The organism is Lysobacter spongiicola DSM 21749 (assembly GCF_900167055.1).
Taxonomy (GTDB): domain Bacteria; phylum Pseudomonadota; class Gammaproteobacteria; order Xanthomonadales; family Xanthomonadaceae; genus Novilysobacter; species Novilysobacter spongiicola.
In genome coordinates this window covers 62,592-75,840 of sequence record NZ_FUXP01000004.1, presented here as the reverse complement: position 1 = coordinate 75,840, position 13,249 = coordinate 62,592, and the positions used below count along the sequence as shown (strand labels likewise).

Sequence of the window (13,249 nt, the reverse complement as noted above, 5' to 3'; positions counted from 1 at the left end):
GTAGTCGGCAGGGCTATCGGCCGTCGCGGTGGTTCCCGAAGGGCCGGCGGTGGGCATCACCGGAGCCAGGATCGGTTCAACGCGATGGCAGCGGAACGCCCTTGAACGCCTTGACGGTGCGCAACACGAAGCTGGAGTTCACATCGTCGACCCCCGCCTGGTTCAGGAGACGGTCCAGCAGGAAGCGGGAGAAGTGCTCCAGGTCGCGCACCGCCACCTGCAGCAGGTAGTCCATGTCACCGGTCAGCGCGTGGCAACTCACCACTTCGTCCCAGGTCTCGACGAACCCGACGAAGGCCTCGATCGCGGCGCTGTCGTGGCGGCTCAGCTGCACCCGGACGAAGGCCTGCAGCCCCAGCCCCACCCGGTCCGGGTCCACCACGGCGCGGTAACCGGCGATGACGCCATCCCGCTCCAGCCGCTGGACCCGCCGCAGGCAGGCCGAGGGTGAAAGATTGACCCGCTCGGCCAATTCGGCGTTGGTCTGGCGACCGGAACGCTGCAGTTCATCCAGCAGCAGCAGATCGATGCGGTCCAGGCTTGCCTCTTGCACGTTTCCTCTCCTTTTCCCGTCGTCGGCGCAATTATGGTGCCAATTGCGGAGTCAACAAGACAAGAACGCAACACGCTTGCTGCGTCTACTCGCTAGAGTGGTGGGACCCACATTCAAGCTGGTGTCGGAGCGGCTGCAGCCGAGATCGGATAGTCGGTCGCTCGTCCAGTTTCACGATCGCGGCTGAAGCCGCTCCTACACCAGCCCCACCCCACCAGGGAGAAGCCCGCCATGGAATCGCCCAAACGCGTCGAACACCAGATGACCGACAAGGGTTACGTCCCGGTCTACACCACTTCGGTGGTCGACCAGCCGTGGGACACCTATACCGATACCGACCATTCGGTCTGGGCGCAGCTGTTCGAGCGCCAGTGCGCCATCCTGCCCGGCCGGGCCAGCGACGAATTCCTGTCCGCCCTGTCGGCGATGGAGATGACGCCGGACCGGATCCCGAAGTTCACCGACCTCAACCCGATCCTGCGCGCGGCCACCGGCTGGGAGCTGATCGGCGTGGAAGGGCTGCTGCCTGAGCTGACCTTCTTCGACCACCTGGCCAACCGCCGCTTCCCGGTGACGTGGTGGATCCGCAAGCCCGACCAGATGGACTACCTGTCCGAGCCTGACCTGTTCCATGACCTGTTCGGCCACGTGCCGCTGTTGATGAACCCGGTGTTCGCCGACTACATGGAAGCCTACGGCCGCGGCGGCGTGAAGGCCCACGGGATCGGCGAGGATGCGCTGGTCAACCTGACCCGGTTGTACTGGTACACGGTCGAGTTCGGGCTGATCCGGCAGAAGGACGGCCTGCGCATCTACGGCAGCGGCATCGTCAGCTCCAAGGGCGAGTCCATGTACAGCCTGGAGAGCGACGCGCCCAACCGGATCGGTTTCGACCTGGAGCGCATCATGCGCACCCGCTATCGCATCGACACCTATCAGAAGACCTACTTCGTGATCGACAGCTTCGAGCAGCTGATGGATGCCACCGGCCCGGACTTCGCCCCGATCTACGAGAAACTGGCCCGGCTCGAATCGGTCCCGGCGGGCGACGTTCTGGAAGGCGACCGTGTCTACAACCGCGGCACCGGCGAAGGCTGGCTCAACGACGGCGACGTCTGACTGGGCCGCTGCGACCAGCGCCGGTCCAGCCAGAACTTGGCCAGGCCGGCGAGCAGCAGCGGGCCGAACCACGACGCGTAGTTGAGGACGACGCCATCGAGCATCGGCAGCAGCTTCGGCAACCCGATCGAAAGGAACGCGATATGGGTGGCCACGAAGTTGCCCAGCATCCCGGTGTAGTGCTCCGACAACCACCAGCGCGGCCGCTGCGCCAGTGCCGCGCGGTTCCGGCGCTTGCGCAACATGCCCATGCCGGCAAGCAGGCCCACGCCGGAGAACCCCATCAGCAGCGGCGCGCCTACCTTGATGCCCAGCGCCAGCACGCCCAGCCCGCTGGCCAATGACAGGATCGCCAGCGCGACGTAGACCGGGCCGGTGAACCTGGCCACGTCGTGCTTGTCGCGGATCGCACGCCACGATACCCAGACACCGGTCGCGGTGATTACCAGCAGGTAGGCGAGGAAGGTCGCGGTCACCACCTGGTCGTCGACCAGCCGCTGGATGACCAGCGGAAAGCCGGTGGCGATGATCGCCGTCATCGCGCAGAGGTAGACCTGGCCGGACAGGCGATGCGCGGGGCTGCCTTTCCGCAGGGCCGCCGCCAGCCAGAAGGTGGTGAGGGCGATCACGCCGGCACTGATGTGTAGCGATACGAACAGGGCATAGGCGGGCATGGCGGCGACTCCTTGGGGATCACCTGCAGGATCGTCCCCGCCGCCGGCCGGCCGTAGTCCCGCCGGTCACGACCTCGCCCTGCCGGAAGTCACTTTCGACGCCCACGGCATTGCCAGCGCCACCCGCGGCGCTCAGCATGAATCGATGAAAGTGAACTGGCGCGAGCTGTTTCAACCCCTCGACCTTGCCGGCCTGCTGACCCTGTCCGCGGTCGGCCTGACGTTGCGGTGGATGCCGGCGGAGGACCGCTTGTCGGGCGCCCTGCTGCTCGGCGCCTTCACCCTGGCCTTCGTTTGCCGGGAGCCGTGCCTGCGGCGATCGAAAGTCGCGGGGCACCTGTTGCTGGCGTTGATGCCGGTAGCGGCGGTGCTGCTGGTGGCGTTGAGCACGCAGAACGGTGCGGCCCAGGTCCTGCTGGTGGTCTGGGTGGCGATGGTGGCGTCGCTGTGGCCTCCACGGGTCCTGCTCGCTGCGGTGGTGGCGGTCGACCTGGTGGTGTACCTGGTGCTGCGCCAGGCCGAGCACCCGGCGCCGCTGACGGTGAGCCTGCTGTACGCCGGCTTCCAGGGCTTCGCCGCCCTCACTGCCCACTACGCCCACAGCGCGGAACGGGCGCGGGACCAGCTGGCGCGGGTCAATACCGACCTGCTCGCCACCCGGGCCCTGCTCGCCGACAGCGCGCGCGATGCGGAACGGGTCAGGGTCGCCAGGGAGCTGCACGACGTGGCGGGGCACAAGCTCACCGCGATGAACCTCAACCTGCGCCTGCTGGCCGACCATCCGGCGCTCTCGGGCAGCGCCGAAATCGAGGTCCTGCAGCGCCTGTCCCGCGAGCTGCTCGGGGACATCCGCAACGTCGTGCAGGAGCTGCGCGACGCGACCGGGCTGGACCTGGATACCGCGTTGCACGCGCTCGCGGCCCCGCTACCGAACCTGGCCTTGCAGTTGCACATCGGCCCCAGCGTACAGGTGACCGATGCCGGCACCGCGGAAACCGTGCTGCGGGTGGTGCAGGAGGCGCTGACCAACAGTGCGCGCCACGGCAGTGCCGACCGGCTGGAGGTGGACCTGCAGCGGCGCAACGGCCAGCTCCACCTGAGCGTCCGCGACAACGGGCGGCTGCGTGGTCCGCTGCGCGAGGGCAATGGCCTGGGCGGCATGCGCGAACGCATCGAGGCCATGGGCGGAAGGCTGAGCCTGTCCGGTTCCGCCGGGTTGCCCCTGCACATCGAAGCGGAGCTGCCGGCATGACCGCCATCCCGGAGGCGCCACGCGAGGCGGTGCGGATCGCACTGGTCGACGACCAGGCACTGGTGCGCGCCGGCCTGCGCGCGCTGCTGGAGCGCCAGGGCATCAACGTCGTCTTCGAGGCGGCGGACGGCGCCGAACTGCTGGAGCAGCTGCCGGGACTGCCGGTGGACGTGGTGCTCAGCGACATCCGCATGCCGGGGGTGGACGGCATCGAGGCCCTGCGGCGGCTTCGAGACAGTGGCGATGCCACCCCGGTGCTGATGCTCACCACCTTCGACGACAGCGAACTGCTGCTCCGCGCAACCGAAGCCGGCGCCCAGGGGTTCCTGCTCAAGGATGCCGCCCCCGCCGACCTGCGTGATGCCATCACCCGGGTGGCCGCCGGACAGACGCTGCTGCAGCCGGTCAGTACCGGGCCGGTCAGGGCGCGCTACCGCTACCACGCCGACGATGCCCCCGCGACGCTGTTCACCGAGAAGGAAGTGGCGGTCTTGCGCCTGCTGGCCGGCGGCTATTCCAACAAGGAGATCGCCCGCGCGATGTTCCTTGCCGAAGGCACGATCAAGAACTACGTGTCGGTGATCCTCGACAAGCTCGGTACCCGCGACCGCACCCGCGCGGTGCTCAAGGCGATCACGCTGCGGGTGATCTGAACGGTCGGCAACCCGGGCCGCCCGTGCGCACATGTCCGGCCCGTCTGCACCGGGAAATCACGGCCGGGACGGCATGATCCGCCGCCTCCGAGGCACCTCTCTCAACGGCTGAGACCGATGTTGGCTACCCTGCGCCCCATGAACTTCTCCCACGACGAACTGATCCACGAACTCACCCGCACCGAGGCGACCATGGATACCGCCGCCCGGCGCGCCGGCGAGGGTGCCGATCCGGAGCTGGAGCGCCAGCTGGACGCGCACGCGCGGGCCCTGAGGGTGATGCTGGGTGCTGACGGCGCCGACGTCGTCGCCGATGCGGTCGATGCCGCCAAGCGCGTGCTGCACTCGGCCGAGCCGGCCGCGCCGCTGCTGATGTTGCAGATGGCCCGGGACAACCTGTCGTCGATCGTCCGGCGCTCCCAGCGCCTGGGGCAGGCGGCCTGAACTGACCATCACGCCGCGGGGCCGGCTCCCGGGGCTTTGCTTACAATGGCGGTTTCGCCACCAGCAGCCACCGCCATGACGCCCGCCTCGCGCTCCAACCCTGCCTGTTCGCTGACCCGCTTCCTGATCGAAGAACAACGTGGCGGGCACATCGGCCCGGACCTGAGGCTGCTGATCGAGGTCGTCGCGCGGGCCTGCAAACGCATTTCCATCGAGGTCGGCAAGGGTGCGCTGGGCGGCGTGCTGGGCGACGCGGGCACGCCCGGTTCGGCCAGCATCAATGTCCAGGGCGAGGCACAGAAGAAGCTCGACGTCATCGCCAACGACGTGCTGCTGGAAGCCAATGCCTGGGGCGGCCACCTGGCGGGGCTGGCCTCCGAGGAGATGGACCACAGCATGCCTATCCCGGATGTCTATCCGCGCGGCAACTACCTGCTCCTGTTCGATCCCCTGGACGGCAGCTCCAACATCGACGTGAACATTTCCGTCGGCACCATCTTCTCCGTGCTGCGCTGCCCCGAGGGCGTGACCGTGCCCGAGGACGAGCACTATCTTCAGCCCGGCACCGAGCAGGTCGCCGCCGGCTACTGCACCTACGGCCCCAACACCACGCTGGTCCTGACCATCGGCCGCGGCACCCACGCCTTCACGCTGGACCGGGAAATCGGCAGCTTCATGCTCACCACCCGTGGCATGCGGATCCCGGAGGAGACCGCCGAGTTCGCGGTCAACATGTCCAACCAGCGCCACTGGGAGCCGCCGATGCAGGCCTACGTGGGCGACCTCCTCGCCGGCACCACCGGCCCGCGCGGCAAGGATTTCAACATGCGCTGGGTGGCCAGCATGGTCGCCGACGTGCACCGCATCCTGACCCGGGGCGGGATCTTCTCCTACCCGCTGGACGCCAAGTGCGCGGCCAAGGGCGGAAAACTGCGGCTGATGTACGAGGCCAACCCGATGGCTTTCCTGGTCGAACAGGCGGGCGGTGCCGCCAGCACCGGTCGCGGTCGCATGCTGGAAGTGCAGCCGACCGGCCTGCACCAGCGGGTCCCGGTGTTCCTGGGCTCGCGAGCGGAAGTCGCCCACGCCGAGCGGTACCACCGGGAGCACGACACCGGCCGGTCGGCCGCTGCCGCAACCGGTTGACCAGCCCCGCCTGAACGAGCGGGGCCTGCGGGTGACCGCCATCGTCGCAAAGTGCCGTTGACACCACTGCGCCCGGACATGCCCGGGCCGGGCCCGCCGTGCGGGGCCACTGTCGTGTACAACAGCCTTTGGGGGAAGCCATGGCTGCAGTCCGGGAATCCGCCGACCAGTGCGTGATCTGGTTCGGCACACCGCTGCAACAGGAGAAGGACGCGCTCGCAGCCGCGGGTTGGCAGGTCAGGGTCGCCGAACCGGGATCCCACGCCCGCGTCGGCCTTCGCGCAGCCGACACCGTGGTCGGCATGGTCGACCTGAGGTCGATGGGGCCGGAAGCCCTGCGCGGCCTCGAGCAACTGGCCAGCGACCTCACCCTGCTGTCCCTGGTCGCGATCGTGCCCCCGCGGCGGCCGGATTCCGATGCCGCCGGGGCGCTGCTGGAGCGATGCAGCGAAACCCTGCCGGCGCCGGTCGACACGACGCGGCTGATCCGCGCGCTCGACGGGCTGCGCGGCCAGCAGTTCATGCCCCGCGGCCGTGGCATCGACGCGGTGATCGGCCGGAGCCCGGTCATGCGCAAGACCCAGGCGGCGATCCGCAAGTACGCGCCGGTGGACCTGCCGGTGCTGATCACCGGCCAGACCGGCACCGGCAAGGAGGTGGCGGCCCGCGCGCTGCACGAGCTGTCGCCGCGCCATGCCCGGCCCTTCATGGCCGTCAACTGCGGTGCGCTGCCGGCCAACCTGCTGCAATCGGAGCTGTTCGGCCACGAGCGGGGTGCATTCACCGGCGCGACCGCCCGCCGCGCCGGCCTGTTCGAGTCGGCCAACGGCGGCACGGTGTTCCTCGACGAGATCGGTGACCTGCCGCTGGAGGCGCAGACCAACCTGTTGCGCGTGCTGCAGGAGTCGAGCCTGGAGCGTGTCGGCAGCAACCAGCCGATCGCCGTGGACGTGCGGGTGCTGGCGGCCACCAACGTCGACCTGGAGGCTGCCGTCGCCAGCGGCCGGTTCCGCAGCGACCTGTACTACCGCCTCAACGTCCTGCGCCTGCAGATGCCGCGCCTCGCCGACCGCGGCGAGGACATTCCGCTGCTGGCCACGCATTTCCTGGAGACCTTCCGGGGCAAACACCCGGGACGCGCCCGCGGCTTCAGCGCCTCCGCACGGCGGGCGATGGCGCGCTTCGAATGGCCCGGCAATGTGCGCGAGCTGCTTAACCGTGTGCAGCGCGCGGCGGTGGTGGCGGAGTCCGAGCTGATCACCGCCCAGGACATGGAACTGCCGGTGACGGACGTGGCCGCCAACGATGGCGGCCTGGATTCCGCCCGGGAGGTCGCCGAGCACGACGCGGTGCTGACCTGCCTGAAGGAAAGCGATTTCAACGTCAGCGAGGTCGCGCGACGGCTCAAGGTCTCGCGGGTCACCGTCTACCGCCTGTGCAAGAAGCACTCGCTCGCGCTCGACGAGCTGCGCTGAGCCAGGGGCCGGGCGGCCCCGGCCCGGCATTGCTCACAGCATGTAGGGCACCTTGAAGACGAGGCTGAAGTCCGGCGCATCAGGCGTCAGGCCGATGCCCAGCTGGCTGACCAGCGTGGTGTTCTGGTTCAACGCATAGGTCACGCCGAGGTTGAACATCGCGGCGTTGGCGTCGCTGCCGATCACCTTCAGCCACTCCTGGCCTTCATAGCGGGTCCGTGCACGCGCGCTGAGCTTGTCGCTGACCGAGATGCTGAGGCTGGTGCGCTCGTTGAAGGCGAATGCGACGCCGGCACCGAAGTACACCGACCGCCCCAGTTGCACGTCGCCGGGGTTGGTGGTGTCCGGATTGTTGTCCAGGTCGTCGAAGCTGGCTTCCACCGAATGGATATAGCCGGCGTTGGCGAACAGGATCGCCGGATCGGTGGTCTTGACCATCGACACGCCGAGGTTGGCCTGCCAGACACCGTTGCCGGTCGGCTCCTTCTCCGGCACCGCGAAGCGGATGAAGCCGTCATCGTCGCGCTCCAGCACGTCCCAGGAAATCCCGTAGGGCTCACGTCCGGTCGGTGCCGTCACGCCCAGCGTCAATACGGTTTCCGGCCAGCGCTCACGCTCGGCGATCAGCCGGTAGTTGCCGCTGAAGGTGACATCCCCCAGTCCATGGCCGGTGGTGTCCTCCTGTGCGATGGCGGCGGCAGAACCGCCGGCGCCACCCTTCTGGTAGACGGTCTTGCGCGCGATGTAGGGCACGTCGAGGTTCAGCGTCAACCGCGGGTTGAGCCCGTAGCGCAGCGCGAAGTTGTGGGTGAGGGTGTCGGATTCGACGTTCTCGATGGCGATGTTGCCCAGGAAAATCGCGTCCAGCGCCAGAAAGCCGGTCAGGGTGAGCTGCTTACGGTCATAGCGGTTGTAGGCGATGCTGTTCTCCAGCGTCAGCCGGCGGTTGAACAGTGCGGCCTGTTGCTGTTTGACATCGTCGACGCTGCGCCGTGCCGCTTCCTGCGCCTCGCGGGCCTCGGTGGCGGTGCTGGCGTAGCCTTCCTGCGGCTGGGACGGCTGGGTCGGCTGGGAGGGTTGGGCGGGTTGGCTGGCAACGCGGCTGGCGGCCGACGGGGCCGGCCGTGCCGTCGCCGGCGTCGCTCCGGGCGGAGGCCCTCCCGCGCTGGCGGGCATGGATCGCCCCTCCAGCTTGGCCTGCAGCGCCTGCACCTGCATGTCCAGCTCACGGAGCCTGCGGACCTCCTGGGCATAGCTCTGCTTCAGCGATTCCAGCTGGCCCAGCAACGCCCGCACCTCGGCCGGGTCGATGTCGCCATCCGTGCCCGGGCTGACCGGCTGGGCACCGGTCGGGGACTGCTGGGCGAGCACGCCGCCGGGAAAAGCGGCCACCAGGCCGCCCGCGATCGCCAGGGCGAGCGCCCTGGCCTGCAACTGCATGTTCCTGTCCATCGTCATCCCCCGCACCGTCGCCCCCGCGACGCGCTCAATAGCCGGACCCGATTCCGCGGGTCATGGTCATCGCCTGCGCCACGTTCTGGGCAAGCATCGTGTTGGCCGCCAGCGGCTGGCGGACCAGGTCCACCTGCATCCGGTTGCTGACCTGCTGGTTGTCGCTGGTCAGCTGGATGGTCTGGCCCAGGCTGCCGCTTCCGATCCACTGGCGCACCGCGCCCTGGCCTTGGATCTGCAGCATTACCTGAGCAGCCGAGCCGTCGAAGCTGGCGCTGGCAACGGCGCTGCCTGCACTGGTCGAGGCCGAGCCTGCAGTCGCCGCCCCGGTGCCGGCGGCGGGTGCGTCGCCATCGCGCACGTTCAACTGGGTGAGGTTGTTGGCGAGGTTGCCGTCACCGGCCACCTGCACGCTCTGCACCAGGCCCGAGGCGTTGGCCAGGCCCGAGCCGTCGACGCTGCGCTGCACCCCGTCGGCGGTGACCGGCAGCGGCGCATCGGCGGCGGTGATGCTGACGGTGGGGGTGAAGCTGAGCTCGGGCGCACCGGAGCCGGAGAAATCCATGCCCAGCGTCATCGTGCTCTGCAGGGTCTGGCCCGCGGCGTCCTGCCAGGTGGAGATCATCGACACGCCGAACCACGCCACTTCGTTGTGGCCGACGGTATAGCGGCCGCGCATCAGGTTGAGCTCCGCGTCGGGAATTTCGGTCAATCCCCTGGCGGTGGGGCGCTCCGCTTCTGCGGCGGTCGCGTCGACCGCGGGAAAGAAGCCACCGAGGCCGGCTGCCAGGATCAGGAGATACGGGGGTCGCATGGCACCCTCCTTAGAACAGGTCTGCATGGGTGAAACCGAAGTCGAGCAGTTCGGCATCGGAAATGGGGGATTGCCGGGCCAGCAGCGTGCGGGCACTGGCCCGCCCGGAGGGCTCGAGCAAAACGGTATTGCGGTCGAAGTCACTGCCAATAACGACGAACACCGCGCGCGAAGGCCACGACTCCAGGAACTCGTCGAACGGCACGCTGCGGTTGCCCAGGATCGGGTCGGCCACTTCCACGTAGTCGCCGTTGACCTGCTTGAGCACCACGAAGTGCCGGAAGCCGCGCACGTCCATCAGGACCAGCGCCGGGATCCGAAGCGAACGCAGGCGTTCCTCGTCGACCCGGTAACCACGGCCGCGCAGGCCAAGCGATTCGATGTAGTGCTTGATGTCCAGCAGCGAGAAGCCGCGCTGGGCGACCAGTTCGGCGTCTGCGACGCGCAACATGCCCTGGATGACGGTCTCTTCGTCCGCGTCCAGGTGGTAGGCGTAGCGCAGGATGGTGGCCAGCGAGGCAGCGCCGCAGCTGTAGTCGGTCTGTTGCCTTACCAGGTACTTGAAACGTTGCTCCCGCATGCTTTCCACGGGCTGTGTATAGAGCGCCCCGTTGGGAAGCACGCCACTGAAGCCGACTTCCGCCGCCAACGCCGGCAGCGATGCCAGCGCGCTGCAGGAAGCCAACACGGCGAGCAGGAGGTGTCGAAACATGGTGGGTCCATTCCTTAGAAGGGAAAGCCCCGCTCCCGGGGGAAGTGGAGCGGGGCTTTCGGGGAACCCGGCCACCAGGGGGATGGCCGGGGTTGACGCGGGGTTGCGGTACTAGCGCTTACTGCTCGCCACCGCCGCCGCCACCACCGGTGGACGGCTGTGCCACGGCCATGGCCAGGCTGTTGGCCTGCATGTTGCCGGTGCCCGAGGCGATGTTCACGCCGATGTTGCCCGACGCGCCCTGGAAGGCACTGCCATCGAGCGTGGCGCTGTTGGTGGCAGCCACGGCGACCTGGTAGCTGAAGTCCAGCGTGCCGCTCAGGCTGGCATCGAGCGCCATGTCGTCGAGGGCGATGACGCCGCTCTCTTCGTTGTCGAACGCGAAGCCACCGACGCCGTCACGGTTCGGGTTCTCGACCGCGCCCTGGGCATCGTTGTCATAGTCGATGTGGCCCAGCTGCGTGCCGTCGGGATGGGTGTTGCCTTCCCAGTAGTCCGGATAGAAGTTGGACTGCTGGTAGGAAGCGCCGGACCCCTCGTAGGTGCCGTCGGCCGAGCCGCTGACGGTGCCGCCCAGGTTGATGGCGATGCTGTCCTGCACGGTGGTGAAGCTGCCTTCGTTGGAGGTCACGTTGCCCGAGGACATCTGGTTCGAGCTGACGCTGGACTGCGCATAGGCGGCGGTCGCCACCGAGGCGGCCATCGCGTTCTTCTGCGAGTTGTTGTTGCCCGAAGCGACGTTGACGCCGAGGTTGCCGGCGGCATTGGCGAACGCGTTGCCACCGATGCTGGCGTCGTTGGCTACGCCCATGTTGATGGTGCCGTTGCCGGAGCCGACCTGGTTCACGAACACTTCCGCATCGGCCATGCCGAAGGCGAAGCTGGCGTCGGCAGCGGACAGGGCAACGGCGTTGTCCTGGACGTTGTTGTCGCCGGCCGCGACGTTGAACGCCAGGTTGCCCGCGGCGCCTTCGGCGGCGTCGTCGGCTATCGAGGCGTCGTTGTCGAGCATGTCGTTGTAACCGACGTTGCCGGTGACCGACTGGCGATTGTCGACCACGGCGATGGCGGCCGAATCGATGGCGATGTCGCCGCTGATGGTCGGGTCGCCGGAGAAGTTGATGTCCGAGCTCAGCGACAGGTCCTTCTCGAGCGAGACGGACACCTGGTGCTCGTTGCCTTCGCGGCGGATGTCCGACTGGACGTTCTCGGTGCGCTGGATGTCTTCGAATACGACATTCTCGCTGTAGCGATAGCTCTCGGTGCTGCTGATGGTCTCGTCGTAGTCGCCATCGAACTGGATGTTCGCGGCCGCGTTCAGCCGCAGGCGGGCGGCGGCGTCGAGCGACAGGTCGACATTGGTGTCGACCGTGTTGTTGGCGGTGTTGTTGGTCAGGTTGTTGACCGTGTTGTTGTAGGTGTTGGTCGTGGTCGTGTTGGTGGTGTCGTTGTTGAGGATGTAGTCGCGGGTGTCATCGACGTCGATGTCCCAGTCCTCGTTCACCACGTGCTGGTGGTCGATGTTGGCGCTGGCGTTCTGGTCGTCCTGCGCGAAGGCCGCCGGGCTGGCCGCGAGTGCGGCGACAGCCAGTGCGAGTCCGGTCTTCCTGATGGTGCTGTTCATGGTGTTTCCTCTCTCTCTCTTGGTGGTACCACTGTTGGACGAAGGGTCGCGGGCGTCCTACGGGCCGCCCTGGATGGACAGCCCGAGCTGGTTCCCGGTGGCGTTTCCGGCGCCCGCGACCTGATTGAGTTGCAGCACTCCGCTGAATCCGTGCAGCGCGGTGGCCTCCACCGCGACGTGGCGGAGGCCGGCCTTCGCCGGCGTCCGGTTCAGCGGGGGCTGCCCCCCTGCCGACGCGGGGGAGGCGGCGGGTGCATTCCCGTCGTCTGCCTCGCGCATGCCCTGGGTGGCCAGCGTCACCGCGACCACGTTCATTTCGCTGTTGCCGCTGCCGCTGGCCTGGTTGATCGAGGCCAGGCCGCTGGCGCCATCGAGCGCGCGACCGCCGATCACGGCGGATGCCTCGGAAGGGCTGTCGTGGCGGTCCGCGACCTGGTGCTGGGCCGCGCGCACGTCGGCCGATGCATGCCGGCCGCTCGCGATCGAGCGCAGGTTGGCCTGGCGGTTGAGATCCCCGGCTGCCTGGTTGATCGCGATGGCGCCATTGGCTCCCGCCAGGGCGTTGCCGTCGATGCGGGTGTCGGCGAGGTAACCGAGCATGCGGTCGTACTCGTCCGGCGGGGCCTGGGCGTCGGCCGGCGGCACCACGATCGCGCCGGCACACAGCGCGAGGACCGCTGCGCAGTTGCGGGGCAGGTGTCGCAGGTTCATCTCAGCCCCCCGGGGCGCCGCTGGTGGCGGGCTGGGTGAACAGGGGGAACTGGGACAGCGCGCCCTTGACGTGGTCGCCGATGCCGCGGGTGGTGTTGCCCATCGCGCCCATCGGCGCGCTCATGGCGCCGGTCATGCCGGTTCCGGAAAGAATCCCGCCCCGGTCGGTCACGCGTCCCAGACTGCCGTTGATCGCTCCGCCGGCCACCCGCTCCACCATGGTGGTGGGGGCATGGCCGCCGGGGCCGAGGTCGGGTCCACTGCCGGCGCCGATCTCCGCGTATTCCGCGTCGGACATCTCGCCCAGGCCGAGCATCATGTTGATTTCGTTGACCGGGGACGGGTCGACGATCAGCGCCATGCCCGGGGGGGCGGGGCGGTAGGCGGGCCGTGCGGATACGTCACGGAGGATCACCATCTCCCCGCCCACGGCATGCACGCCCTGGCGCCCGCCGGAAGCGGAGGCCGGAGGGGCAGTGAGCAGCAGACCGGCGACAAAGGCGACCGGGATGCAGTGGAACGGGCGGATGGAGACGGCCATGGAGATGTCCTGCGAATCGTGTGCAGGGACCAACGCATGCCGCGTGCCAACCTCGGATTCCTTTTTAAATCATGGAGTT

At 68.3% G+C, this 13,249-nt stretch carries 14 protein-coding genes; 6 read left to right on the top strand and 8 right to left on the bottom strand.

The genetic code is table 11. The features are described from left to right. Nucleotides 1–76: 76 nt before the first annotated feature. Complete coding sequence (locus tag B5D37_RS07190; RefSeq protein WP_078758046.1) at nucleotides 77–553, bottom strand: Lrp/AsnC family transcriptional regulator; 477 nt, start codon at nucleotides 551–553, stop codon at nucleotides 77–79. Nucleotides 554–784: 231 nt separating this feature from the next. On the opposite strand from B5D37_RS07190, the gene phhA reads away from it, so the two are divergent. Continuing rightward, nucleotides 785–1,672 (top strand): phenylalanine 4-monooxygenase, encoded by an 888-nt coding sequence (gene phhA, locus B5D37_RS07185; RefSeq protein WP_078758045.1) that lies wholly within the window; start codon nucleotides 785–787, stop codon nucleotides 1,670–1,672. Here phhA and B5D37_RS07180 read toward each other — a convergent pair. Then, on the bottom strand, nucleotides 1,624–2,346 hold the full coding sequence (locus B5D37_RS07180) for a DUF2306 domain-containing protein (protein ID WP_078758044.1): 723 nt from the start codon (nucleotides 2,344–2,346) through the stop codon (nucleotides 1,624–1,626). The two genes, phhA and B5D37_RS07180, sit on opposite strands and share 49 nt — an antisense overlap. A 145-nt stretch (nucleotides 2,347–2,491) precedes the next feature. Between B5D37_RS07180 and B5D37_RS07175 the strand changes: the two genes are divergently transcribed. From B5D37_RS07175 to B5D37_RS07155, 5 genes are all read left to right on the top strand, one after another. After that, complete coding sequence (locus B5D37_RS07175) at nucleotides 2,492–3,598, top strand: sensor histidine kinase (protein WP_078758043.1); 1,107 nt, start codon at nucleotides 2,492–2,494, stop codon at nucleotides 3,596–3,598. After that, entirely contained in the window at nucleotides 3,595–4,251 is a 657-nt protein-coding gene (locus B5D37_RS07170) for a response regulator transcription factor (RefSeq protein WP_078758042.1), read from the top strand. The genes B5D37_RS07175 and B5D37_RS07170 overlap by 4 nt, the downstream gene beginning before the upstream one ends. Before the next feature lie 117 nt (nucleotides 4,252–4,368). Continuing rightward, nucleotides 4,369–4,695 carry a hypothetical protein gene (locus tag B5D37_RS07165; protein WP_159447357.1) on the top strand — a complete coding sequence of 109 codons (327 nt, stop codon included), beginning with the start codon at nucleotides 4,369–4,371 and terminating at the stop codon, nucleotides 4,693–4,695. A 75-nt stretch (nucleotides 4,696–4,770) separates the two neighbouring features. After that, nucleotides 4,771–5,841, top strand: coding sequence for a class 1 fructose-bisphosphatase (locus B5D37_RS07160; protein ID WP_078758040.1), 1,071 nt, complete (start codon nucleotides 4,771–4,773; stop codon nucleotides 5,839–5,841). 140 nt (nucleotides 5,842–5,981) lie between these two features. Further along, complete coding sequence (locus tag B5D37_RS07155) at nucleotides 5,982–7,316, top strand: sigma-54 interaction domain-containing protein (RefSeq protein WP_078758039.1); 1,335 nt, start codon at nucleotides 5,982–5,984, stop codon at nucleotides 7,314–7,316. Between the two features lie 33 nt (nucleotides 7,317–7,349). On the opposite strand, the gene B5D37_RS07150 is transcribed toward B5D37_RS07155, so the two are convergent. From B5D37_RS07150 to B5D37_RS07125, 6 genes are all read right to left on the bottom strand, one after another. Next, nucleotides 7,350–8,774, bottom strand: coding sequence for a transporter (locus B5D37_RS07150; protein WP_234987746.1), 1,425 nt, complete (start codon nucleotides 8,772–8,774; stop codon nucleotides 7,350–7,352). Between the two features lie 28 nt (nucleotides 8,775–8,802). Continuing rightward, nucleotides 8,803–9,582, bottom strand: a complete 780-nt coding sequence (locus B5D37_RS07145; protein ID WP_078758038.1) for a hypothetical protein — start codon at nucleotides 9,580–9,582, stop codon at nucleotides 8,803–8,805. A 10-nt stretch (nucleotides 9,583–9,592) separates the two neighbouring features. Further along, nucleotides 9,593–10,294 carry a C39 family peptidase gene (locus B5D37_RS07140; protein ID WP_078758037.1) on the bottom strand — a complete coding sequence of 234 codons (702 nt, stop codon included), beginning with the start codon at nucleotides 10,292–10,294 and terminating at the stop codon, nucleotides 9,593–9,595. 118 nt (nucleotides 10,295–10,412) lie between these two features. Next, complete coding sequence (locus B5D37_RS07135; RefSeq protein WP_078758036.1) at nucleotides 10,413–11,918, bottom strand: adhesin; 1,506 nt, start codon at nucleotides 11,916–11,918, stop codon at nucleotides 10,413–10,415. Between the two features lie 57 nt (nucleotides 11,919–11,975). Further along, entirely contained in the window at nucleotides 11,976–12,629 is a 654-nt protein-coding gene (locus tag B5D37_RS07130; protein WP_234987745.1) for a hypothetical protein, read from the bottom strand. A 1-nt stretch (nucleotide 12,630) separates the two neighbouring features. Beyond that, nucleotides 12,631–13,170, bottom strand: coding sequence for a hypothetical protein (locus tag B5D37_RS07125; RefSeq protein WP_078758170.1), 540 nt, complete (start codon nucleotides 13,168–13,170; stop codon nucleotides 12,631–12,633). Between the last annotated feature and the right edge of the window lie 79 nt (nucleotides 13,171–13,249).